Raw genomic sequence first — 22,399 nt, 5'->3', positions numbered from 1 at the left:
TCGACGGGACACAGGATCTAATGACACGAGTTACTCCAGAGCCGCATGACCAATTTCTTATCCAGTGCCTCGACCGATGGAGGCAGGGAAAATTCCTCGTAAGGAATACTGCTCCGTATCACCTCGCCCGCGGCCATGTGGAAATCGCAAAAAAATTCGCGACCGGGCGCATAGGCCGAACCGTCCTGGCGTCCCGCGTGCGTCGGTGTCTTGCATAGATCGCGGAAATTGTCGCGTGACGGCAGCCGTGCCGGACAAGGACAGGTAGCGGGGAAGTGGCCTACGACGCTGCCCGGGCGACCTCACAAGATCCATGAAAGGCGCCGGAAACTCGGTCACGGCTCTCCAGATCCTTTGCCGTGAAATCGTCGACGAGGCCCGCCTCCCGCAGAATCCGCCTGACCGCATCGCCCTGGTTCCAGCCGTGCTCGACCAGGACGGCCCCGGCATGCAGGAGGTGCGGACCGGCACCCGAGGCGATGCGCCGGATGTCGTCCAGGCCGTCCGCACCGGAAGCCAGCGCCGATGGCGGTTCGAAACGCAGGTCGCCCTCGCCGAGGTGACGATCATCCGCCTCGATATACGGTGGGTTGCTGACGATCAGGTCGAAACATCGGCCTTTCAGCGGCGCGAACCAGTCGCCCTGCACGAACTCCACGCGCTCCAGTCCGAGCCGTTGCGCGTTACGACGCGCCACGTCCAGCGCGGCAGCGCTGACGTCCACCGCGACCACGGCGGCATCCGGCCGCTCCTTGGCGATGGCCAGCGCGACGGCGCCGCTGCCCGTACCGAGGTCGACGACGCTGCCGCCCGCGGGCAACCTGTCGAGCGCCAGTTCCACCAGCAATTCCGTTTCCGGACGGGGAATCAGCGTCGCCGGGGTGACCTCGAGCGTGAGCGACCAGAAGTCACGCGTCCCCGTGATGTAGGCGATAGGCTCACCGGTGACCCGCCGCCGCACCAGGGCGTCGAAACGCTGCACGCCACCGGCATCCGGCACATCCTCCGCATGCGCGAAAAACCATGCGCGATTCACGCCCAGCGCGTGCGCCAGCAATAGTTCGGCTTCGAGACGGTCGCCCAGGACATCGGAGGCCTGGCGCAGGATCGTGCGGATATCGGTCATGTCGCGATTCTAGCGGTCCGCCCGCCTACAATGCCGCCATGCGCTTGCTTCCCCTGCTCTTCGCGGCCCTGCTCCTTGCCGGATGCCACGCCACGTTCTTCGGTGCCGTCAACGCGCGGCAGCCGTCGACGGGCATCGCGGCGCATCGCGATATCGTGTTCGACACGGCACACGGGCTCGCCCTCGACGTCTATGGCCCCGCCGATGCATCGCACGCACCGGTGGTCGTCTACTTCTACGGCGGCAGCTGGATGACCGGCAAGCGCCAATGGTTTCGCTGGATGGGCGAGGCCCTCGCCGCCCAGGGCGTCATTGCGATCGTTGCCGATGTCCGTCCGTGGCCGAAGGTGCGCATGGAAGGCTTCCTGCAGGACGGCGCCGAGGCCGTGCGCTGGGCGCGCGACCATGCGGCCGGCTTCGGTGGGGATCCGGCGCACCTCTTCGTGATGGGACATTCGTCCGGAGGACAGATCGCGGCCATGCTGTCGACCGACAAGCGATGGCTGGCTGCCGTGGGCATGAAACCGCGCGACCTCGCCGGCTTCATCGGCGTCGCGGGCACGTACGACTTCATTCCTTTCGACGAGCCCGAGTTCTACGAGATCTTCGGTCATGACCCCGAGGAACAGGCCTTGTCGCAGCCGGTCAATTTCGTCGACGGCGATGAGCCTCCCGCCCTGCTGCTTCAGGGTGAGAACGACACCATCGTATCGCCGGCGGAAGCCGTGTCGTTCGAGGGAAGGTATCGCTCGCAGGGCGAGCCGGTGGAGTTGAAGCTCTATCCGAACGTGGGACACGAACAACTGCTTCTGGCCTTCGGGCCATTGAAGGGCAAGGCAGCGGTCCTGGCCGACACGATGGCATTCATCCATCGCTATGCGACAGCCGTTTCCCACTGAATCATCAAATCCTCTGTGGGAGCCGCTTCAGCGGCGATAGCCAGGCTGAGGCCATTCCCATCGCCGCTGAAGCGGCTCCCACATGACGTGGCTCTGCCGCAAACCGCCCCTAGCGCGCCTTCATCACGTCGCGCCCCTCCGCATTGCCTCCGCGCGCCGCATCCAGCACCTCGGGATAGGGATAATCGAGCCCGAGCAGTTGGCGGATATCCGCGCTCGCGTTCCTCACGAACGCCTCCGGCAGCGCCGCCGGCATGTTCTCCATGGGCTTCACGAATTTCGGCAGGTACTGCGTGATGATCGCCGAGCGATCGATGCCGCTACGGTTCGGCATCGCGCAATGCCAGACCGCGCCGAAGAAGATCACGGTGTCGCCGGGTTCGCCAAGCATGCGTTCGCAACGCTCGAAGAAACGATCACTCTCATCCGGATAACGCAACTCGCGCTGCGATCCCGGTACATAGGCCGTCGCGCCTGTTTCCTCGGTGAAAGGATCGAGCATGATCGTCGCCTGCGCATTGAGTGGAAAACTCGCGTTGATCCGTACCGGATGGGTTTCCGGCGAGTGGAAGTCCCAATACGGATAATCGATGTGCGGCTCCTGCCCCGGACCGCCAGGAAGGATGCGGTTCGCTGCGATCGAGCCCATGATGAACTCGCTGCCGATGAAGGCGCGCATGACTTTCATGATCGCCGGGTGGGCCGCCATGCGAGAGAAAATCTCCCCCTTTGCCAGCAGGTTCCATACGCGCCTTTGCAGGTTGATGCGGCCTGCCCGCTCGGCATCGCCCTGGAAATGCGTGACCTTGCCGCCCTGTTCGTCCGCGTTCGATTCGCGCATGACGATCGCTCGTGCCTCGGCGATCTCCCCCGGGGTGAACAGGCCCCGCAAGGTGACCGCGCCATGCCCGTCGAGCAGTTCGTCGACGATGGCGCCGGTGTCCAGGGAGTCTTCAGTGAAGACTCGAAGAGGAGAAGAAGGGCTGAGAAGGGTTTGTACGAACGCGGTCATGCGTGGCTCCTGCCGCTGCGGGCGGCTGGCAAGGGTGGGATCGCGAGGCCATATGGCCTTACGCTAGGCCGTTTTGCAAGCGCTTGCAAATTGCGCCGCAACATACGTAGAGTCGACCCGACCTCGGCCAGGACCTGCCCATGAAGAGCGAACTACACGTCGGCCTGATCGGCGCCGGGTATATGGGGAAAGCGCATACCGCGGCGTACCAGAGCGTCGGCGCGCTGTTCGAGCCGGCCCGCCGCCCCGTATGCGAAATGATCGCCACCTCGACCGACGAAGGTGCCGCCGACGTGGCGAAGCGCTGGGGATGGGCTCGTTCCACCGGCGATTGGCGCGACCTGGTGGACGATCCGCAGGTGGATATCGTGGTCATCGCGACGCCGCCGCGCACGCATTACCCGATGGTGATGGCCTGCGTGGCGGCGCGGAAGCCGGTGTTCTGCGAAAAACCGCTGGGCATGAGCGCGGAGGAATCGCTCGCGATGGCTGAAGCCGTGGAACGCGCACGGATGCCCAACATGGTCGGCTTCAATTACATCCGCACACCCGCCAGCCAGTTGGCGCGGCAGATCATCGCGTCGGGCGAGATCGGCGAAGTCATCCAGGTCACGGCCGAACATGTCGAGGACTATCTGCACGACCCCGCCTTGCCCGCCTCCTGGCGCACCCGTGTCGCGACGGGGTCGGAGGCAGGGGCACTAGGCGATGTCGCCACCCATATCGTCAATGCCTGTTTGCGCCTCGTCGGGCCCATCGAAAGCCTGGTAGCCGACACGGCGATCGTGCAGCCACGTCGCGATGGTCCCCACGGTTCCGAAGCCGTGGAGAACGACGATCAAGGCCAGATGCTGCTCCGCTTCGCCAATGGTGCGACAGGAAGCATCAGCTTCAGCCGCGTGGCCGCAGGCCGGAAGATGGGCTACACCTATCGGATCACCGGCACGCGGGGCGCCATCGCCTTCGACCAGGAAGACCAGAACGCCCTGTGGCTTTACGACGCCTCACGCCAGCCGGCGCGAAGGGGATTCCAGAAGCTGTTGATGGGACCGGCGCATCCGGATTATCTCGCCTTCAACCAGGGCGTCGGCCACGGCACCGGCTACAACGAGCAGATCGTGATCGAGGCGAGGGATTTCCTGCAGGCGGTGACCACCGGCGAATCGGTGTGGCCCACCTTCCGCGACGGGTACGAGGTGGACAAGGTGATCGCCGCGGCGCTGGTGTCGAATCGCGAAAGGCGCTGGGTGTCGCTGTGACGCCGGTCGCTTACCGGAGGCTTTCCCGTCTCACCAACTCGCAGGGAAACAGCTTGTTGCGCGGCACCGCCGCCGGGTCATCCATCCAGGCCACGATACGTTCAATGGCGTACAGCACCATCTCGCGAATGGGCTGGCGTACCGTCGTCAGCGAATAGGAGGCCCAGGCCGCCAGCGGCATGTCGTCGAAACCGACGATGCTGACGTCCGACGGGATCGCCACGCCACGCTCGCGGCAGGCATCCATCGCGCCCAGTGCCAGCACGTCGTCGCCACAGAACACGCCGTCCAGCGTGTCGTCGCGATCGAGCAAGGTGTGCATCGCCAAGCGGCCATGTTCGTGCGTGTAATCGCCAGCGTGTATGGTTTCCCGCAGTAACTTGCCGGCCACCTCGGCAAATCCCTTCTGCCGGTCGACAGTGGATGCGTCGTGCGCCGAGCCGCCCAGGAAGGCCAGCCTGCGAAGCCCGCGCCGGCGCATGGCCTCCCCGACCAGGCGCCCACCGGCGACGTTGTCCACCGTCGCCACCGGCACCGGCGACGAGCGCCCTGCCCGGCCGAACACATGCATCACGGGCAAGCCCGCCGCGCGGCACGACGCAGCGAAACCCGCCGGCGGCGCCGAGGTGGCGATGACCACGGCGTCGACGTTGTACTGGCGCAACATGTCGAGGGCGGAAGTGCCGTCTTCATCTTCACCAAGGTTTGCCAGAAGCGGGCGCAAGCCACGGGCCTGCAGTTCGCGCGTAAAGAGGTCGAAGACCTCCATGAACGCCGGATTCCCGAAATGATTGGACACCAGCCCGATAAGCTCGGTGCGGCCCGTCATGAGGCTGCGGGCAAGGTGGTTGGGGCGATAACCCAGGGCGGCGGCGGCTTCGAGCACGCGGTCGCGGGTCTTCGCGGAGACGCTCGCTCCTTCAGTGAACGTGCGCGACACGGCGGAGATCGATACGCCCGCCGCTTCGGCGACATCGCGTGCAGTGATGCGCGGCGGGTGGCGTGGCGAGACAGGTGGCCGTGAGCTCATCCACATAGGGTAGCGCAACGTCGTGGAAGCCCTATCGCGGATGGAGCCGCCGCCTGGGGAAAGCCGTGGGAGCCGCCCTGGTGGGAGCCGACCTTGTCGGCGATCCGGCGCCAGCGGGCCAGGTCGAGGCAAGCACCCATCGCCGACAGAGTCGGCTCCCACCATGTCGACGGCAAGTCCAGCCATGGTGAAAAAAAAGCCGGGCGATCGCTCGCCCGGCTCGTCGTCACTCAAACATGCGCTGGATCAGCGCAGGATCGCCTTCGGATCCTGCTTGGCCTTCTGCGCCGAGCAGAGCAGGATCTGCTCGCTGGTCTGCGCCAGCCCGCGCTCGGCACCGCTGACCTGGCCCAGGCGCGGCTTGAAGAACTCGCCCAGGCGATCGGCTTCGGCCTTCGAGCAACCGCCGCCGCCGGCAAGACCCGGCAGCTGACCGCCCGCGAAGCTGCCCGTACGCGCCACGATCTTGTCGTAGTTGGCCACGAACCACTTCCACAGGTCGGCACGCGTCGCTTCGGAGTCGCGTCCGCCACGCAGCACCATGGCCATCTCGCCGACCTTCACGTCCTTGCCGAGCGCGAAGTCACGGACCTTGTTGGCCAGTGCCGGATCCTTGGTGGATGCCAGCGCCGACAACATCGCATTCCGCTTCGCCGGGTCGGAGGTCTTCGGGATCTCGGCGATGAGCGCGTCGACCGCGGACGCGCCACGCTCCTGCACCGCCACGCCCAGGGCGTCGGCGAGCAGATCCGAATCGGCCGCTTCCAGGTCGAGGTGTCCATCCTTCATCTTCAGCGCGGCGTCGCCCTGCTTCAGCATTTCCGCACGAACTTCCGGCTGGGCGATATCGTCGTCGGCCAGGAAGCCGGCGAGTGCCGTGCGGGTGATGGTGTCGTTATCCGGCTCGCCCGCCTTCTTCTTGTAGCCCAGCTCCTTGAGCTTCGGCAGGTATGCGTCGGTCGCCCACTTGCGCAGGCGCGTGCGCTGCGCATCCGTGGTGGCTTCGTTGTTGAGGATCCAGTTGAAGGTCATGAGCGGCGCCGTGAACACCTCGCGGGTCTTCGACGACGTCAGCGGCTTGAACGCGGCCAGCACGTCGCCCGCGTCCAGGTCACCGTGCTGGAAGCCCGCGCGCACGGCGTCGGCATAAGCCAGCTGCTCCGCGTCGCTGAGCGTACCGACCACCTTCGACAGCGCGGCCAGGTCGGCCTTGCTCTGCGCGAAGCGGTAGTAGCCGCGGCCATCGGCGTTCGGCAGCACCCACGTGTTCTTCGCCGCATCGTCCAGCACCATGGTGCCGGTGGCCTTGTCGAGCAGTTCGCACTTCACCTTGTTCGCGCCGCCGGTGGTGCCGTAGCGCACGCACATCGGCACGCCCCAGACGCGGCTTGCGTCGCCGGTGCTGCCCAGCGGCAGGTAGCGGCTCTGCGCCAGGTGCAGCACGGTCTTGCCGCCCTCGGTCTTCACTTCGGTGCTGACGTAGGGCACGCCGGACTGGTCGAGGAAGCTGCGGAAAGCCTTCTTGAACGCATCGCCCTGACCGGCGGCCTCGGCGATCGAATCGATCAGGTCGTCGGCGGTGGCGTTGGCGAACTTGTGCTTCTGGATATAGGCGCGCATGCCCTTCTGGAACACCGGGTCGGTGACATACCCCTCGAACATGCCGAGGACGGCGGCGCCCTTCTGATAGGTGATGCCGTCGAACGCGGTCTCGATGTCGCCATTGCCGGTGATCGGCTGGCGGATCTTGCGCGCGCTGACCAGGCTGTCGTTGTTCATCGCGCCCTGGGCGCCGCGCACGCGATCGAGATCGGCGCGGTATTCCGGGTGCACCTTGGTGGTGACCTTCTGTTGCATCCAGGTGGCGAAGGCCTCGTTGAGCCAGAGGTCGTCCCACCAGGCCATCGTCACGGTATCGCCGGTCCACTGGTGGGCCAGTTCGTGTGCGTTGACGTTGAACGAACCACGCACGTACTGCGCGGCCGAATCCGGATCGATCAGCAGCAGCCAGTCGCGGAAGGTGACCAGGCCCGCGTTTTCCATCGCGCCCGCGCTGAAGTCAGGTGCCGCGAGCAGGTCGAGCTTGTCGTACGGATAGCCGAAACCGTAGTAGTCCTCGAGCGTGTGGATGATCGAGTTGGTCTCGCCCAGCACATGTTGCATGCGGTGACCTTCACCCTTGGCGGCGATACCGCGCAGCGGCGTCGCCGTGGAACGGAACTCGGTCGGGTTGATGTCCGGCCCCTTCACCACGTCCCACGGACCGACGGCGAATGCGACGAGGTAGGTCGGCAGCGGCTTGGTGGTCGAGAAGGTCAGCGTCTTCCAGCCAGCGCCTGCCTTCTCTTCCTTGACCTGGGCGGTATTGGCCACGCCCTGGTCGTCGGCGGGGATGGTCAGGCTGATGTCGAACGGCACTTTGAACGACGGCTCGTCGAAGCCCGGGAAGGCGTAACGCGCGGATACCGGTTCCATCTGCGTCATCGCGTACGGCACGCCTTCATGCGAGACCTTGTACAAGCCCTGCAACTGCTTGTTCAGCGGCGCGGTGAATTCGATCGCGAGGGTGATCTCACCCTCGAGCTTGGCCCCGAGGTCGACGCGGACGACGCCTTCCTTCTCGGCGGCCACGGTGTATTTGCCAACGTGCTTCTTGCCCGCGGCATCGGTCACGGTGACCTTGGAGACCTTCAGTTCCTTGCCGTGCAGCCAGACGAAATCGGACGGCTGGCTCAGCTTGATCTTGATGGTCGAGGAACCCGCGTAGGTTTCCTGCTTGGGATCGACCTTGAACGTCAGCTTGTAGGATTCCGGCTGGGCCCAGGTAGGTAGGTGGCCGAGGGGCGGCGCGTCCGTGGTGGCGGCGAACGCGGCACCACAGCAGGCGGCGAGCGCGGTAAGAACGAGAGGGCGGACGAAACGACGCATGGCGGGTGGGACTCCCCTGTGGGTAATCCATCCATCCTGCGAAGAGGGTGACCTCCGACACAGTGCCAGAAGGCACCCCCTGTTTCGCTGCGCCGCGTCAGAACTCGACGATGGGCTTGAACCCGCCCCAGAACATCCGCTTGCCGTCGAAGGGCAGGGTCTTGGGGTCCATGAACTCCGCAAGCCTCGGATCTTCCATGACTTTTTTCATGATACGGTCGCGGTCGCGACGGTTGTTGTAGACGACCCACGAGAACACCACGGTCTCCCCGGGCTTCAGCTTGACCGATTGAGGGAAGGACGTGGATTTCCCCGGCTTCACGTCGTCCGCGACGCACTCGCTATACGCCAGCGCGCCGTACTCCATCCAGATCTTGCCCGCCTTGCGGGCCATCTTCTTGTACTCGGCCAACCGGTCCATCGGAACCGGCAGCACGAAACCATCGACGTAGCTCATTGGAACCCCTCCCCGCGTGTGGATGTGCGGGGAGAGTCCTCCAGAATGGAGAAAGGCCGCGTTAAGACGCGGCCCTTCACCGACAGGGTCGGCCCCCACCGGACGCGGTCCTGTCCGGGGCCGCCCTCATCTCGGGCGAGTTGTGGAACGGCGGGTAATCAGCCCGCCGCGTCAGCCTGCTCGAGCACCACGGCCACGGCATGGATCACCGAAGCGATACGCACGGCACTCTGGATCGCCTGCACGCTGATGCCGCCATCGCGCAGTACCTTGTCGTGGGAGTCGATGCACATGCCGCAGCCATTGACGGCGGAGACGGCCAACGAGACGAGCTCGAAGTCGTTCTTCGCGTCGCCCTTGTAGGCACCGATCACGTTCATGCGGAGCTTCGCCGGGATCGTGGCGTATTCCGGGTGGCTGACCAGGTGCTGGAAGCGGTAATAGATGTTGTTCATGCCCATGATCGCGACCGAACCCTTGGCGGCGGTCAGCTGTTCGGCCGACGCATGCTCGGCGGCGAAGGCGGCGATCGCCTCGGTCAGCGGCTTGTAACGGGCGGCGTAGGCCGAACCCAGGGCGACCATCGAGATCTGGGCCAGGTTGAGGCCGGGGGCGCCCGCTTCGCTCAACACGGAGTCGAGGTTGAGCTTGAGGTCCTTGGCGTATTCGGGAAGCTTGCTGCGCAGATCGGCGACGCTCATGGATGCACCTGTGTCTTGATGAGGGAAAGGGGCGCGGAATGGCTCGGCGCCCAAGGCACCGGTTCACGCGGAACACGCGAGAAGGCGTGTCTGGAAAAAGAGGCGGTGAAGATGACTTCACCGCCTCCGGGGGCTGCCCGCGCCGCGGGGGGAGGGGGACATAGCGGCGCGGGACTTACGACCGCCAGGGCTTAGGCGACCTTCAGGGTCTCGTCGCCAGCCTTCCAGTTGCAGGCGCACAGCTCATCCGTCTGCAGGGCGTCGAGGACGCGCAGCACTTCGTCCGGATTGCGGCCAACCGAGCCAGCCGTCACGTAGACGAACTGGATCTCGTTGTTCGGGTCGACCAGGAAGGTCGCACGCTGGGCGACGCCTTCGTCGGTCAGGATACCCAGGGCCGCGCACAGCTCCTTCTTGATGTCCGCCAGCATCGGGAACGAGAGGTCCTTCAGGTCGGCGTGATCCATGCGCCAGGCGCGGTGGACGAACTCGGAGTCGGTCGACACGGCCAGGATCTGGCAGTCACGGTCGGCGAACTTCTCGTTCAGGTCGCTGAAACCCTTGATCTCGGTCGGGCAGACGAAGGTGAAGTCCTTCGGGTAAGAGAAGACCAGCTTCCACTTGCCCTCGTAAGACTTGTCCGTCACGTCGACGAACGCGTCCTCGATCTTGTTGGCGAGCGGGCCGCCGGCCACGGCCTTGAGGTTGAACTGGGGGAACTTATCGCCAATGCTCAGCATCTTTCGACTCTCCATTGAGGGTTGGGTGAACTCTTCGCGCGCTTGGTGACGCGACTGAAAGGCAAGCTTAGCGGCCTGCCACACATATTCCAAATCGATTGTAGGCATCAATGTGATAGGCTAAGACTATTGCGAACACCCTGGGTCCGTCGCCATGAACCTGCGTGACTTGTCTTACCTCGTCGCCCTGGCGGAATACCGTCATTTTGGTCGCGCGGCTGAAGCCAGCTTCGTCAGCCAGCCCACGTTGTCGACCCAGATCCGCAAGCTCGAGGACGAACTGGGCGTTGCGCTGGTGGAACGTACCCCGCGTAAAGTCCTGCTGACGGAAACGGGACGTGAAATCGCGCGCAGGGCGCGGGGCGTGCTCTCACAGATCGATGAGATCAAGTCGATCGCCCAGCGCACCCGCGACCCGGAATCCGGAACCATTCGCCTGGGCATCTTCCCCACCCTCGGGCCCTACCTGCTGCCTCACGTCGTCCCCCACCTGCGGACGCGTTTCCCGCGCCTGGAGTTGTTGCTGCGCGAGGAGAAAACGGAACAAGTGCTGCACATGTTGCGCGAAGGCACCCTCGACGCCGGCATCCTCGCCCTGCCCGTCCACGACGATTCGCTGCACGTGGAATTCCTTTTCGAGGAGCCGTTCGTGCTCGCGGTCCCCAGCGGCCACGAACTGGCGTCATGCGCCTCGCTGCGCATGGACGATCTCGCCGAGCAGAACCTCCTGTTGCTGGAGGACGGGCATTGCCTCCGCGACCAGGCGCTGGAGGTCTGCCACCTGGCCGGCGCGGGCGAGAAATCGGGTTTTCGCGCCACCAGCCTGGAGACGTTGCGCCAGATGGTCTCGGCCAACGTCGGCATCACCCTGCTCCCCGCCCTGGCGGTGAAGCCACCGGTCGCGCAGTCGCCGAACGTGAGCCTGATCGAATTCGAAGCCCCCGCACCGAGCCGCCGCATCGCGATGCTGTGGCGGAAAAGTTCGGCCATGACCCCCTTCTTCGAGGCGCTGGCGGCAATCATCCGCGACGTGCCGGCCGAACTGTTCAACACCCATGGCTTCGCAACGGGTCAACCGGACGGCGCGCCAGCCGTTGCCACACCATCCCCCTGACGGTCCCGTTGCATGCGCGTATGGCTTGTCGTCCTGCTCCTGCTTTGCGGCTGGGGTGCGTATTCCTGGTGGCAACATCGTCCGGTACATAACGCGCCCGGGGTGCTGGTCGACGGCGTACCCAGCCAGGAAGACCTCGGAGCCGGCGTCACGTTGACGCGCGGGCACTTCACGCTGAAGCCCCGGGCGACCTTCGCCATGACCGGCCGTGTGCTTTCGCGCGAGGACTACCAGCTCGACGACCTCTCGCCGATCGCGCCCACCGACCTGGCCATGGGCTGGGGACGTATGTCCGACAGCTCGGTGCTGGACCGTATCCGCATCTCGCAGTCGAACCGCTTCTACTACTGGTACACGGACAACTATCCGATCCCGCGCCACGAAATCGAGGATTCCAGCGCGAACATGCACATGATCCCCGCCAACGACACCATCGCGCGCGAATTACGCGATGTGCGTCCCGGCGAGTTGATCCAGTTCGAGGGCTTCCTCGTCGACGTGAAGCGCGACGACGGCTGGCACTGGAACACCTCGCTCACCCGCGAGGACACCGGCGCGGGTGGCTGCGAGATCGTGCTGGTGGAAGACATCCACGAAGCACGCTGACGGGGCTGCCGATCAGTACGTGATCAACGCCTGCAACGGCAACGGCAGGGGCCACCTGGACCGGCCGTTCAGGCCGCCGAGTTCGATCACCACGCTGGCACCGATCACCTCGGCACCCAGCCGTTCCACGAGACGGCGTCCCGCCTCCAAGGTGCCGCCGGTGGCGAGGACGTCGTCCACCACGACCACCCGCTCGCCCGGCGCAAGCGCCTGCGAGCCGATCTCCAGCCGGTCCATCCCATACTCGAGGCCATAATCCACGCCCACGACCGGCGGTGGCAGCTTGCCGGACTTGCGCAGCGGAACGAAACCCGCGCCAAGCGCCCGGGCCATGGCCGCGCCGAAGATGAAACCACGGGACTCGATACCGCAAACGGCGCCGATGCCCTGCCCGCGCCATGGTTCGCACAAGGCGTCGATGCAGGCGCCGAATGCGGCGGCGTCGGCAAGGAGGGGCGTGATGTCCTTGAACATGATGCCCGGACGCGGGAAGTCCGGCACGTCGCGGACGAGATCGAAAATGGCCTGCATGGGAATCCTGGAGGGTGGCGCGAAGGGCTCAGGCGGGAAGGGTAACCGCACCGAAGTCGTCGTCGGCAGCCGCGGCACGCGCCTCCGCCAACTGGGCGTCGATCGCCCGGACGATGCCTTCGGCCGCCTCGGCGGCGGCTTCGGGAACCATGACCGCGAGGAAATCGCGGGCCGGAAGCTGGCCCACGGCGCCAGTGAGGAACTCGCCCGCGATGAATGCCGGAATCTCCGCCCGTTCGAGCGCGTCCTTCACCAGATGGGCGTCGATGAGGGATTCGGCGTGGTAGGCGATGCGCATGGTTCCAAGCTACCCCGCCGACCGAGTCCACGGCAAGCGCCCGGCACGCAAGAAAGGTAAACTCGGACGTTTGCCGCGCCCCAGCCTCCGAGTCCCTCGCGATGTCGACCGAAACACCCGTCCTGCAGCAGCACTTCATCCGCCAGATCGTCCGCGACGACCTGGCCTCAGGCAAGCACGCGGTTATCCATACACGGTTCCCGCCCGAACCGAACGGCTACCTGCATCTGGGCCATGCCAAGTCGATCTGCCTGAACTTCGGGTTGGCCGGCGAATTCACGGGTACCTGTAACCTGCGCTTCGACGACACCAATCCGTCGAAGGAAGACGTCGAGTACGTCGAAGCGATCCAGCGCGATGTGAAATGGCTTGGCTTCGAATGGGCCGAACTGCGTCATGCCTCGGATTACTTCGAGGTGTTCTATCGCTCCGCACTGAAGCTGATCCGCCTCGGCGTCGCCTACGTGGACGACCTGAGCGCCGAGGAAGTGCGCGAGTACCGCGGCACGCTCACGGAGCCGGGGCGGAACTCGCCTTACCGTGACCGGTCGATCGAGGAGAATCTCGACCTCTTCCAGCGCATGCGCGCGGGCGAGTTCGCCGACGGCAGCAAGACCCTGCGCGCGAAGATCGACATGGCCTCGGGCAACATCAACCTGCGCGACCCGGCGCTGTATCGCGTCCGCAAGGTGCGCCACCAGAACACCGGCGACGCATGGCCGATCTACCCCATGTACGATTTCGCGCATTCGTTGTCCGATGCGCTGGAAGGCATCACGCATTCGCTGTGCACCCTGGAGTTCGAGGATCACCGGCCGCTGTACGACTGGTGCGTCGACAAGGTGGACCTCGCCAACGATCCGGAGCTCTGGGAACCGCTGGTCGAGGCGGGCCTGCCCACGGCGCCGAGCAAGCCACGCCAGATCGAGTTCTCGCGCGGCAACCTCAACTACACGGTGATGAGCAAGCGCAAGCTGATCACCCTGGTGTCGGAGAACCTGGTCGACGGCTGGGACGATCCGCGCATGCCTACCATTGCGGGCGTGCGCCGTCGCGGCTTCACCGCCGCCGGCATCCGCCTGTTCTGGGAACGCATCGGCGTCAGCAAGCAGAACAGCACCATCGACATGAGCGTGCTCGAAGGCGCCGTGCGCGACGATCTCGACGGCACGGCGCCGCGCCGGCTCGCCGTGATCGATCCGGTGAGACTCGTCATCACCAACCTCGACGAAGCACACGCCGAATCGCTCACCTTCCCCAACCATCCGAAGGACGAGTCGTTCGGCACGCGCAGCGTGCCCTTCTCGCGCGAACTCTGGATCGAGCGCGAGGACTTCGCCGAAGTGCCGCCGAAGGGATTCCACCGCCTGAAGCCGGATGGCGAAGTGCGCCTGCGCGGCGTCGGCATCGTGCGCTGCGACGAGGTGATCAAGGACGCCGCGGGCGACATCGTCGAATTGCGCTGCGCGCTCGACCTGGACACGCGCAGCGGCATGCCCGGCGCCGACCGCAAGGTGAAGGGCACCATCCACTGGGTGAGCGCACGTGACGCCGTGCCGGCCGTGGTGCGCCTCTACGACCGCCTGTTCGACGTCACCGATCCGGACGACGACAGCGACGGCAAGACGTACAAGGATCACCTCAACCCGAACTCGCGCCGTATCGTCCACGGCTACGTCGAGCCCGCGGCGGCGGGTGCCGACCGAGAGGACCGCGTGCAGTTCGAGCGCCTGGGCTACTTCGTCGCCGACATGCACGACCATACCCATGCCTCCCCGGTCTTCAACCGGGTGGTGACCCTGCGCGATTCCTGGGCGAAGCAAGGCTGATGTTGTACGCGCAGGTTCACCTCACCCTGCCTGCCTGGGTGCACGAGGCGGTGGATACATCGCTTGCCTATCCAGGCGACGAGGCCAAGGTCGGCCTCGCCATCGAACTATCCGCGCGCAACGTCGATCTGGCCACCGGCGGGCCGTTCGGCGCCGCCGTGTTCGACGGTAGCGACCGCATCGTCGCCGTGGGCGTGAACCGGGTGGTACCCCACGCCTGTTCGGTCGCCCATGCCGAGATGATGGCGTACATGACCGCGCAGCAACGCCTGCAACGTTTCCGGCTCAACGAGGACGGTGGACGCTTCGTGCTCGCGAGCAGTTCGCAGCCGTGCTGTCAGTGCTACGGGGCCACCGTATGGGCTGGCGTCGACGCATTGCTGATCGGCGCCCGTGCCGAGGACGTCGAGGAGCTCACGCCCTTCGACGAGGGCCCGCTGCCGTCCGACTGGATCGGCGAACTCGAGCGGCGCGGCATCGCCGTACGCCGCGATATCCGCCGCGACGACGCACGCGAGGTGCTGCGCCGTTACGGCGAATCGGGCGCCGCATATTGATCCCGAGCCGCATCCGGTGAAGCGTTGGCGCGCCGCGCTACCGCTGTGCCTGCTGCTGATCGCGGGAGCGGCCCTGCTCGCCAGCGGCGTGCTGGACCGCTTCGATCCCCACCACCTGCTCGCGGAAGAAGGACTGCTGCGCGCGACGATCGCGGCGCATCCGCTCACGTCCCGTCTTGCCTACGCCGGCATACTGACCCTCGCCATCGCCACCGGCGTGCCCGGCACGATCGTGATCGTACTGGCGGGAGGCTTGCTGTTCGGCGCCGTGGAGGGCACCGCCTTGTCCTCGGTGGCGCTGGTCCTCGGCTCGCTGGTGCTCTATCTCGCCAGCCGTTATGCGTTCGGCACCGGCCGGCGCGAGCCGCCGCCGTTGGCAAGACGCCTGCGCGACGGCTTCGCCGCCCACCCTGTCACCTACACGCTCGCCCTGCGCTTCATTCCCGTCGTCCCGCTCGGCGCCATGACCGTGGCACTGGCCTGGCTTCGTTGCCCGCTGTGGCTGTTCGTGGGCGCGACCTGGCTGGGCGGGACGGTATCGCTGTTCGTGGAAAGCTCGGTCGGGGCCGGTCTGGGCGAGACTTTCGGCAGCGGCGCGCCGGTGACCGCCGCCAGTTTCCTGAATACCAGGATCCTGCTACCCCTGGCCGCCTTCACGCTGCTCACGATCCTCCCCCTGCTCGTGAAGACGGTACGCGCCCGGCTAGGCCGGAAGGGCTGACGCCGCACCGCGCGATCTGCGCTAGGCTGTAGTCTCGCGCCGCCGAGGACGGGCGGCGCCTGGGGAATCGCATGCGTGATGTATCCGCTCCATGGCTGGAAAAGGTCTGGCGCCGCACCTCGTTGGTGCAGCGCCTGACCTGCGTCGCCCTCGTGCCGACCGCGATCAGTGCGATCCTCCTGGTCACCTTGCTGACGCGCCACCAGATGGACACCCTTCACGAGATGGGCCGTTCCACGGCGGATGCCATCGCGCAGCAGGCGGCGAGCGTCTCCGGTGAGGCCTTGCGCACCGGCGAGCGCCGCGAGATCGGCCGCATCGCGCAATCCATCGTGCAGTTGCCGCAGGTATCCCGGGTACGGATCAGCGACCGCGACGGCGAGATCATCGCCGACCGGGTGAACGGCTCGATCGGCAGCGACGACGACGGCCTGACCGTGGCGCGCGAGGTGCTCGATCCCGCGTCCCACCGCGTGGTGGGTTCCGTCACCGTGGACGTGAGCGTGGAGGACGCCGTCGCCGCGCAACGCGCCAGCGTGCACAACGCCCTGGTCTGGCTGGCGCTCAGCCTCGTGATCGCGGTCGCCATCGGCTGGTCGACGGCCCGCTGGTTGAGTGCGCCCTTGCGCAACCTCGCGATCGCGGTGCGCCAACTGGGCCTGGGTGACCGGACCGTGGTCGTGCCGGTCACCGACGACACCGAGATCGGTGACCTGCAGCGCGGTTTCAACGGTGCCGCCTCGAAGTTGTTGCACGCACAGATCGGCATGGAACGTGAGATCGCCACCGCCACCGAGGAACTCGCGCGGAAGAACGCCGCCCTGGAAGCGGCCAGCGTTGCCAAGGCACGCTTCCTGGCCGCCGCTTCGCACGACCTGCGCCAGCCGCTTTACGCGCTCACCCTGTTCTCGTCCGGACTCGCCGTGGATGAATACGACCCCGTGCGCCTCAACCGTATCGCGCATATTCAGGAGTGCGTGGAATCGCTCGACCACCTGTTCGGCGAACTGCTCGACCTCTCCCGCCTGGAAACCGGCGCGATGCCGGCCATCATCCGTGACGTGCCGCTGGACGAGGTGTTCGAGGAAGTGAGCGTGAACTTCCGGATGGTGGCCGAGCAACACGACCTGCGCCTGGTGGTGCGCACCACCGGCCTCTGGGTACGCACCGACCGCACGATGCTCGCCCGCATCCTCAACAACCTCGTGAGCAACGCGCTGCGCTACACGCGCTGCGGGGGCGTGTTGGTCGGGGCCCGGCGCCGGCTCGACGGTGGCGTGCGGGTGGACGTGTGGGATACCGGCCTGGGCATCGGACCGGATCACCTGCAACACATCTTCGACGAGTTCTACCGGGTGGAGAGCGGCCCCGAGGCGGGCCGCCCGGAAGGTACCCGGCGGGGACTCGGATTGGGGCTGTCCACCGTGCAGCGGCTGGCCGGCCTGCTCGGCACGCGGGCTTCCGTGCGTTCCAAGCCCGGCAAGGGCACCGTTTTCTCGATCACCCTGCCCGAGATCCAGCCCGGCACGATCGAGGCGACGACGGTGGCCGCGCCGGAGCCCGGCATTCCACGGGACATCGTCGGGATGCGCGTCCTGGTGATCGACGACGAACCCAGCATCCTCGCTGGCATCAGTTACCTGTTGGGCAGCTGGGGCTGCGAGGTCATGACCGCCGAGGATGCCCAGCAGGCGATGGAAGCCGTGCACCAATGGATGCAGCCGCCCGACATCGTGATTTCCGATCTGCGCCTGCGTGAAGGCACCGGCCTGGACGTGATCGCCCTGCTCGATCGCTACTACCGCCGTCGGCCGGGCGATCCACCGCCGTTCGCCCGGGTGCTGATCACCGGCGAGACCCGCGGCGAATTCCTGCGCAACATCGACCAGCAGACCACGCAGGTGCTGTTCAAGCCGGTTTCTCCCGAGCGCCTGCACGAGGTAATGGTTTCGGCCTGGACTGTCCATCATGCAGCCGTCTGAGCCGGATGGCCTGCTTGCCCCTGGACGCCCGTAGGGCTATGGTCCGGACAACGGGGAGCTCGCGATCCAAGCGAGCGGAGGGAGAGGCATGCGTGTTCTGATCGCGGACGATCATCGGCTCATCATCGAGGGCGTGAAGCTCAAGCTTCGCGAACTCGACACGGACGTGGAGTTCATCGAGGCCGAAACGGTAGCCCAGCTTCGCGACAAGCTTGCACAGAAGCCCGCGCCCGACGTGGCGCTGATCGACATGGCCATGCCCGGCGCGGACGGCGTCGAGCACATCAAGGAGGCGGTGGCGGCCCTGCGCGAGTCCGATACCGACGATGGCGCGTCGCGCATGCGTCCCGTCATCGTGCTGTCGGGTACCGAGGATCCCTCTTCGATCCGCCACGTGCTCGACCTGGGCGTGCAGGGGTACATCCCGAAATCGTCGCCCCCCGACGTGATTCTCAACGCCGTGCGGCTCGTCGTCGGCGGCGGGGTCTATGTACCGCCGGAAGCGATGAAGGCGGCTTCAGCGGGTGGCGTGCCCACGTTCTCCCTATCCAACAACAACGACGGGCTCTCGACCAAGGAGCGTCTCGCCACGGTCCTGACCGATCGCCAGATCGACGTGCTCAAGCTGCTGGCGAAGGGTCGCCCGAACAAGCTGATCGCGCGCGAGCTGGGCATCAGCGAGGGAACCGTCAAGATCCATCTCGCCGCGATCTTCCGTGCGCTGCACGTGCGTAACCGGCTCGAGGCCCTCGTCGCGGCACAGCACCTGGGCGACTGAACAGAACAGACGCCCATTCGTCATCGGCCCGGCGTAAGCTGGGCGGAACAACGCGGGGCAGGCGCGATGCGGGCAGGCGTGGAGATCGCTGCGACACGGCGGAAACGCGGATGGCTGGCCGCGGCGCTGGCGTGCGCGCTGTGCGTCCTGCCAGCCATCGCGAGCCCGCCGGGCGACGTCGACCCCGATGCCCCCCTGACCTTCGGCATCCTTCCCATCGGGGGTCCCGCCGAGTCGCTGGAAGCGTGGCGACCCATGCTGGACGACCTGCGCAAGTCGATCGCCCGGCCCGTCCGCGCGGTATCCGTCACTACCTACGAAGGCATCGCCCAGGCGATCGCCGAACAGCGCGTCGACATCGCCTTCCTTTCCGGCAGGCTGGCCCTGGACGCCGTCTCCCGGCAGAACATGGAGGTGATCGGGCGACTCACCCGGGGCGATGGATCGAAGGGGTACCACGCCGTGCTGCTGGTGGCATCGGACTCGCGCCTGCGCACGCTGGACGAGCTCTTCATGCGTCCGGGCAAGTGGCGCTTCGCGCGCGGCGAGGCCTTGTCGGTATCGGGCTACCTCGTGCCGGAGACGCAGCTGTTCGCCCCGCGCGGTATCGACTCCGATACCTTCTTCGCCAGCGTTCACATCGACAACCACCAGAACAACGCGCTGGCGGTAGCCAATGGCGAGGTCGACGTCGCCACCAACAACACGGCCGACCTGGAACGTTTCCAGCAACACTTCCCCGACCAGTACGCGCGCTTGCGCATTCTCTGGAAGTCGTCGCTGATCCCACACGCGGTGATCGTCATCCGCAACGACCTGCCCCTGGTCCTGCGGGAAAAGGTGGCGAGGTTCATCACCGGCTATGGCAAGGGCAAGGATGGCGTGCGCGAGGAAGCCAACCTCAAGCTCATCCACGACATCAGCGGCTTCGCCCCCGCCGACGACGCGGATCTGGTCCCCTTTGCCGATATCGAGTACGCGCTGGAGAAGCGCCGGGCCACCACCGCCCAATGGGTGAGCGAGGGTGCCCGTGCCGCTCGCTTCCGAAAAATCCAGGCCGACCACGACCTGCTCGTCGCACGTCTGCGCGGCAAGTGATAGGCCGAACGGCTTAGGCCGGCCGGTTTAGCTCCCCTTGTCTATCGCGCGACGAACGCGCGTTTCATAGATTCGTCATGAGACCCCGCGCAACAAGGCCGCTCCATGACCGCGTCGCCGCAACCGTATGGCAGGCCCGCGCCACTGCGACGGCAGCTGATCCTCAAGGGATTGCTGCCGATGACACTCGTCGCCCTGGCGCTGACCGTGAGCCTCGGCGTGCTGCACATCCGCGCCACGGGTGTCGAGAGCTACGCCGTGGCACGCATCCAGGCGGTGCGCATCGCCGCCTCGGTCAGTGCACTGGCCAGCGAGGACGCGACACGCGATGCGCTTGCACGCGCCCTCTCGCGCAGCGCCCCCACCCAGCAAGCCGTGCTCCATCGCCAGGGCGATACCGACCTTGTCGTCGACAGCGGCCGTCGCGTCGGCTCGGGACGCCCACTGCGCGTCTGGATCAGTACGTCGCAGGGCGAGCTCGAGACGGTGTCGGATGCCACCGTACTGCATGAGCGGCGTTTCGCCGGCATGCTCATGACCCTGTTGCTGTGCGTCGGCGTGACGGCCGTCTTCGTCGTGACGCGGCGCGCACTGGAACGGGATGTGGTGGTTCCAGTCGAACGGCTGCGCGGCCGCATCGACCAGTTCCTGCATCCCCGTGGCACGCAGTCCGCGACACCTGACGACGATGCGCTACGCGCGATCGACGGCCTGCTCGATGAACTCGTGGGTTTGCGCGCCCGCCACGACAAAGCCATGGCGGACGCGTTGCGCCAGCGCCTGCAGGACATCGCGCGGCACACCCACTTCGTGGAGCAGATCGGCGATCACTTCCGCCAGCCATTGCAGGCACTCGCCTTGTTCGTGGCGGGCATGCAGCCGGGCGAAGACCTGCGCCAGCGGGCGGTGCTCGGGCAGATGCGCAGCAGCCTCATGCGGCTCAACGAACTGCTGGATGGCCTGCTCGAGATGGCCCGCTTCGACGCCGGTGCCATCGAACCCACGGCAGCCGACCTGATCGCCTCCGACCTCTTCGTGCGCGAGCGTGCAGCCATCGAGATGGATGCGACGCGACTGGGTGTCGACGTGCGCTGGCGCGGTGGCCGGCTGCCACTGCGCACCGACCCCGGTTTGTTCGGCGAAGTGTTGCACCGGCTCGTCGGCAACGCGGTGCTGAGCACGCCGCACGGACGGGTCCTCGTCGCGATACGCCGTCGCGGCAGCACGATCCGCCTCGAAGTGCGCGACAACGGCATGGGCCTGGAGCCGACACTCCAGGCGCGTGTCTTCGAGGAATTCACGCGATTGCCGGGGCACCCCGGTTACGGTCTCGCCCTGGCTGTCGCACGGCGTATCGTGGACACGCTGGGCGGGCGAATCGGAGTCCGTTCCAGCCCGGGCCGCGGCACCCTCTTCTGGGTGGAACTGGACGGCGCCGCGGCGGGCTCGGCCGCACAGACGTTCGCCTTGCTGGGGCGCCACGCGGCGCACTGAGCGCACGCCGGAGCTGTCGCCGGAGGGGCAACCAGCGTATCGTTGCGCGAGCACTGGGACCCTTTCGAGGAACGCGGGCGTGACGAGCATCAACTGGTCGGACACGGCGCCCTTCGTGGCGTTCCTCGGCGTGTTCGCCGGCGCGATCGGCCTGCCGGTACCCGCGATGCCCACCCTGATCGTGGTCGGCAGCACGCTGGTCGCCGCCCGCGATCCGCTGCTGATCATCGCCACCTTCCTCGGCGCCCTGGCCGGCGCCTTCCTCGGCGATGCCGCCTGGTTCCTCACCGGCCGCCGCTTCGGTTACCGCGTGCTCGATGGCCTCTGCCGCATCTCCCTCTCGCCCGATACCTGCGTCCGTCGCGCCAGCGGCTTCTTCGAAAAACGCGGCGTGAAGTTGCTGCTGGTCTCGCGTTTCATTCCCGGCCTGTCACTGGTGGCCATCCCGATCGCCGGAGCCGGCGACACGCGCTTCGTCCGCTTCACGGTCTACGACCTGCTCGGTGCGGCGCTGTGGGTGTCGGTCGGCCTGTCGGCGGGCATGTTGTTCTACCGCCAGATCGATGCCGTGCTGGCGGCGTTGCGCCAGTTCGGCCTGGGCCTGGCAACCGTGGCCGCGATCGGCTTGCTGGTGTGGATCGCCTTCCGCTACCTGCGCCGCACGCTGTTGCTCTCGCGCCTGCGCAAGAGCCGCATCAGCGTCGACGAGCTCTCGATGTTGCTTGCGAACGAACCGGGCGCCCTGATCGTCGACGTCCGCTCGGCGATGAGCCGCCGCGACGATCCCTATGTGATCCCCGGTTCGCGCCTGTTCGACCTCGCCACCGCCGACCAGGAACTGGCGACGCTGCCCAGGCACAGCGCGGTGGTCATCTACTGCTCGTGCCCGAATGAAGTGTCCGCGGCGAAGGTGGCGGAGCGGCTGAGCAAGCTGGGCTTCTCGAACGTCCGCCCCCTCACCGGTGGCCTGGGCGCCTGGCGCGAGGCCGGCCGGGACGTCGAGGCCATCGTGCTCACGACCTGAATCGCCCCACCCTTCGGGTTGTGCCACTCGGTCCCGCGCCGTAAACTTGCCGGTTCCCGCGTGTGGGTCGTTAGCTCAGTTGGTAGAGCAGCGGACTTTTAATCCGTAGGTCGCCGGTTCGAATCCGGCACGACCCACCATTCGCTCATGCTCGTCGACGCGCAATGCGTCATTCACTGACGACGATTGGGCTTTTTTCTCAAGTCCTGGCGCAG

The 22,399-nt window shown here is 66.3% G+C and carries 21 protein-coding genes and 1 tRNA gene; 13 read left to right on the top strand and 9 right to left on the bottom strand.

Annotated features, from left to right (window positions below):
• Nucleotides 1-280: 280 nt before the first annotated feature.
• Entirely contained in the window at nucleotides 281-1,126 is an 846-nt protein-coding gene (prmC, locus tag J2T07_RS10285; protein WP_306849621.1) for a peptide chain release factor N(5)-glutamine methyltransferase, read from the bottom strand.
• Between the two features lie 38 nt (nucleotides 1,127-1,164).
• Here prmC and J2T07_RS10280 point away from each other — a divergent pair, with 38 nt between their 5' ends.
• Entirely contained in the window at nucleotides 1,165-2,025 is an 861-nt protein-coding gene (locus J2T07_RS10280) for an alpha/beta hydrolase (RefSeq protein WP_306849619.1), read from the top strand.
• 109 nt (nucleotides 2,026-2,134) lie between these two features.
• On the opposite strand, the gene J2T07_RS10275 is transcribed toward J2T07_RS10280, so the two are convergent.
• A complete protein-coding gene (locus J2T07_RS10275; protein WP_306849617.1) occupies nucleotides 2,135-3,037 on the bottom strand; it encodes a phytanoyl-CoA dioxygenase family protein in 903 nt (300 codons plus the stop codon).
• A gap of 140 nt (nucleotides 3,038-3,177) precedes the next feature.
• On the opposite strand from J2T07_RS10275, the gene J2T07_RS10270 reads away from it, so the two are divergent.
• Nucleotides 3,178-4,296, top strand: a complete 1,119-nt coding sequence (locus tag J2T07_RS10270; RefSeq protein ID WP_306849615.1) for a Gfo/Idh/MocA family protein — start codon at nucleotides 3,178-3,180, stop codon at nucleotides 4,294-4,296.
• Nucleotides 4,297-4,306: 10 nt separating this feature from the next.
• On the opposite strand, the gene J2T07_RS10265 is transcribed toward J2T07_RS10270, so the two are convergent.
• The 5 genes from J2T07_RS10265 to J2T07_RS10245 all read right to left on the bottom strand — a co-directional run bounded on the left by J2T07_RS10265 (nucleotide 4,307) and on the right by J2T07_RS10245 (nucleotide 10,152).
• Entirely contained in the window at nucleotides 4,307-5,326 is a 1,020-nt protein-coding gene (locus tag J2T07_RS10265; RefSeq protein ID WP_306849613.1) for a LacI family DNA-binding transcriptional regulator, read from the bottom strand.
• A 246-nt stretch (nucleotides 5,327-5,572) separates the two neighbouring features.
• The gene (locus J2T07_RS10260; RefSeq protein ID WP_306849611.1) at nucleotides 5,573-8,254 is read right to left on the bottom strand and encodes a M1 family metallopeptidase; all 2,682 of its coding nucleotides are present in this window, start codon (nucleotides 8,252-8,254) and stop codon (nucleotides 5,573-5,575) included.
• Nucleotides 8,255-8,351: 97 nt separating this feature from the next.
• Nucleotides 8,352-8,711, bottom strand: a complete 360-nt coding sequence (locus J2T07_RS10255; protein ID WP_306849609.1) for a DUF1428 domain-containing protein — start codon at nucleotides 8,709-8,711, stop codon at nucleotides 8,352-8,354.
• 158 nt (nucleotides 8,712-8,869) lie between these two features.
• Entirely contained in the window at nucleotides 8,870-9,412 is a 543-nt protein-coding gene (locus J2T07_RS10250; protein WP_306849607.1) for a carboxymuconolactone decarboxylase family protein, read from the bottom strand.
• Between the two features lie 191 nt (nucleotides 9,413-9,603).
• A complete protein-coding gene (locus J2T07_RS10245) occupies nucleotides 9,604-10,152 on the bottom strand; it encodes a peroxiredoxin (protein ID WP_306849605.1) in 549 nt (182 codons plus the stop codon).
• Between the two features lie 154 nt (nucleotides 10,153-10,306).
• Here J2T07_RS10245 and oxyR point away from each other — a divergent pair, with 154 nt between their 5' ends.
• Nucleotides 10,307-11,266 carry a DNA-binding transcriptional regulator OxyR gene (gene oxyR, locus J2T07_RS10240; protein ID WP_306849603.1) on the top strand — a complete coding sequence of 320 codons (960 nt, stop codon included), beginning with the start codon at nucleotides 10,307-10,309 and terminating at the stop codon, nucleotides 11,264-11,266.
• A 12-nt stretch (nucleotides 11,267-11,278) separates the two neighbouring features.
• Nucleotides 11,279-11,872 carry a hypothetical protein gene (locus tag J2T07_RS10235; protein ID WP_306849601.1) on the top strand — a complete coding sequence of 198 codons (594 nt, stop codon included), beginning with the start codon at nucleotides 11,279-11,281 and terminating at the stop codon, nucleotides 11,870-11,872.
• Nucleotides 11,873-11,884: 12 nt separating this feature from the next.
• On the opposite strand, the gene J2T07_RS10230 is transcribed toward J2T07_RS10235, so the two are convergent.
• Nucleotides 11,885-12,403: an adenine phosphoribosyltransferase gene (locus tag J2T07_RS10230; RefSeq protein ID WP_306849599.1), complete on the bottom strand. Its 519-nt coding sequence runs from the start codon at nucleotides 12,401-12,403 to the stop codon at nucleotides 11,885-11,887.
• Nucleotides 12,404-12,431: 28 nt separating this feature from the next.
• Nucleotides 12,432-12,701 (bottom strand): putative signal transducing protein, encoded by a 270-nt coding sequence (locus tag J2T07_RS10225; protein WP_306849598.1) that lies wholly within the window; start codon nucleotides 12,699-12,701, stop codon nucleotides 12,432-12,434.
• Nucleotides 12,702-12,802: 101 nt separating this feature from the next.
• Here J2T07_RS10225 and J2T07_RS10220 point away from each other — a divergent pair, with 101 nt between their 5' ends.
• The 9 genes from J2T07_RS10220 to J2T07_RS10180 all read left to right on the top strand — a co-directional run bounded on the left by J2T07_RS10220 (nucleotide 12,803) and on the right by J2T07_RS10180 (nucleotide 22,324).
• Complete coding sequence (locus tag J2T07_RS10220) at nucleotides 12,803-14,530, top strand: glutamine--tRNA ligase/YqeY domain fusion protein (RefSeq protein WP_306849597.1); 1,728 nt, start codon at nucleotides 12,803-12,805, stop codon at nucleotides 14,528-14,530.
• Complete coding sequence (locus J2T07_RS10215) at nucleotides 14,530-15,087, top strand: nucleoside deaminase (RefSeq protein ID WP_306849596.1); 558 nt, start codon at nucleotides 14,530-14,532, stop codon at nucleotides 15,085-15,087. Before J2T07_RS10220 ends, J2T07_RS10215 begins: the two co-directional genes overlap by 1 nt.
• Nucleotides 15,088-15,103: 16 nt before the next feature.
• Entirely contained in the window at nucleotides 15,104-15,808 is a 705-nt protein-coding gene (locus J2T07_RS10210; protein WP_306849595.1) for a TVP38/TMEM64 family protein, read from the top strand.
• 71 nt (nucleotides 15,809-15,879) lie between these two features.
• A complete protein-coding gene (locus J2T07_RS10205) occupies nucleotides 15,880-17,790 on the top strand; it encodes an ATP-binding response regulator (RefSeq protein ID WP_306849594.1) in 1,911 nt (636 codons plus the stop codon).
• A gap of 88 nt (nucleotides 17,791-17,878) precedes the next feature.
• Nucleotides 17,879-18,568: a LuxR C-terminal-related transcriptional regulator gene (locus tag J2T07_RS10200; RefSeq protein WP_306849593.1), complete on the top strand. Its 690-nt coding sequence runs from the start codon at nucleotides 17,879-17,881 to the stop codon at nucleotides 18,566-18,568.
• Between the two features lie 78 nt (nucleotides 18,569-18,646).
• Nucleotides 18,647-19,666, top strand: a complete 1,020-nt coding sequence (gene phnD / locus J2T07_RS10195; RefSeq protein ID WP_306849592.1) for a phosphate/phosphite/phosphonate ABC transporter substrate-binding protein — start codon at nucleotides 18,647-18,649, stop codon at nucleotides 19,664-19,666.
• A 105-nt stretch (nucleotides 19,667-19,771) separates the two neighbouring features.
• Nucleotides 19,772-21,160, top strand: a complete 1,389-nt coding sequence (locus J2T07_RS10190; RefSeq protein WP_306849591.1) for a sensor histidine kinase — start codon at nucleotides 19,772-19,774, stop codon at nucleotides 21,158-21,160.
• 79 nt (nucleotides 21,161-21,239) lie between these two features.
• On the top strand, nucleotides 21,240-22,184 hold the full coding sequence (locus J2T07_RS10185; RefSeq protein ID WP_306849590.1) for a DedA family protein/thiosulfate sulfurtransferase GlpE: 945 nt from the start codon (nucleotides 21,240-21,242) through the stop codon (nucleotides 22,182-22,184).
• A gap of 64 nt (nucleotides 22,185-22,248) precedes the next feature.
• Nucleotides 22,249-22,324, top strand: a tRNA-Lys gene (locus J2T07_RS10180).
• Nucleotides 22,325-22,399: the final 75 nt, after the last annotated feature.

This window comes from Luteibacter jiangsuensis (assembly GCF_030812295.1).
GTDB lineage: Bacteria > Pseudomonadota > Gammaproteobacteria > Xanthomonadales > Rhodanobacteraceae > Luteibacter > Luteibacter jiangsuensis_A.
This window is presented reverse-complemented; position numbering and strand designations above follow the sequence as displayed.

Coding starts and splice junctions, on each gene's coding strand:
- J2T07_RS10230 (WP_306849599.1), bottom strand. CDS start 12,403: ATGCAGGCCATTTTCGATCTCGTCCGCGACGTGCCGGACTTCCCGCGT.
- J2T07_RS10205 (WP_306849594.1), top strand. CDS start 15,880: ATGCGTGATGTATCCGCTCCATGGCTGGAAAAGGTCTGGCGCCGCACC.
- J2T07_RS10235 (WP_306849601.1), top strand. CDS start 11,279: ATGCGCGTATGGCTTGTCGTCCTGCTCCTGCTTTGCGGCTGGGGTGCG.
- J2T07_RS10270 (WP_306849615.1), top strand. CDS start 3,178: ATGAAGAGCGAACTACACGTCGGCCTGATCGGCGCCGGGTATATGGGG.
- J2T07_RS10225 (WP_306849598.1), bottom strand. CDS start 12,701: ATGCGCATCGCCTACCACGCCGAATCCCTCATCGACGCCCATCTGGTG.
- J2T07_RS10260 (WP_306849611.1), bottom strand. CDS start 8,254: ATGCGTCGTTTCGTCCGCCCTCTCGTTCTTACCGCGCTCGCCGCCTGC.
- J2T07_RS10220 (WP_306849597.1), top strand. CDS start 12,803: ATGTCGACCGAAACACCCGTCCTGCAGCAGCACTTCATCCGCCAGATC.
- J2T07_RS10265 (WP_306849613.1), bottom strand. CDS start 5,326: ATGAGCTCACGGCCACCTGTCTCGCCACGCCACCCGCCGCGCATCACT.
- oxyR (WP_306849603.1), top strand. CDS start 10,307: ATGAACCTGCGTGACTTGTCTTACCTCGTCGCCCTGGCGGAATACCGT.
- J2T07_RS10200 (WP_306849593.1), top strand. CDS start 17,879: ATGCGTGTTCTGATCGCGGACGATCATCGGCTCATCATCGAGGGCGTG.
- prmC (WP_306849621.1), bottom strand. CDS start 1,126: ATGACCGATATCCGCACGATCCTGCGCCAGGCCTCCGATGTCCTGGGC.
- J2T07_RS10250 (WP_306849607.1), bottom strand. CDS start 9,412: ATGAGCGTCGCCGATCTGCGCAGCAAGCTTCCCGAATACGCCAAGGAC.
- J2T07_RS10190 (WP_306849591.1), top strand. CDS start 19,772: ATGACCGCGTCGCCGCAACCGTATGGCAGGCCCGCGCCACTGCGACGG.
- J2T07_RS10215 (WP_306849596.1), top strand. CDS start 14,530: ATGTTGTACGCGCAGGTTCACCTCACCCTGCCTGCCTGGGTGCACGAG.
- J2T07_RS10255 (WP_306849609.1), bottom strand. CDS start 8,711: ATGAGCTACGTCGATGGTTTCGTGCTGCCGGTTCCGATGGACCGGTTG.
- J2T07_RS10280 (WP_306849619.1), top strand. CDS start 1,165: ATGCGCTTGCTTCCCCTGCTCTTCGCGGCCCTGCTCCTTGCCGGATGC.
- J2T07_RS10245 (WP_306849605.1), bottom strand. CDS start 10,152: ATGCTGAGCATTGGCGATAAGTTCCCCCAGTTCAACCTCAAGGCCGTG.
- J2T07_RS10275 (WP_306849617.1), bottom strand. CDS start 3,037: ATGACCGCGTTCGTACAAACCCTTCTCAGCCCTTCTTCTCCTCTTCGA.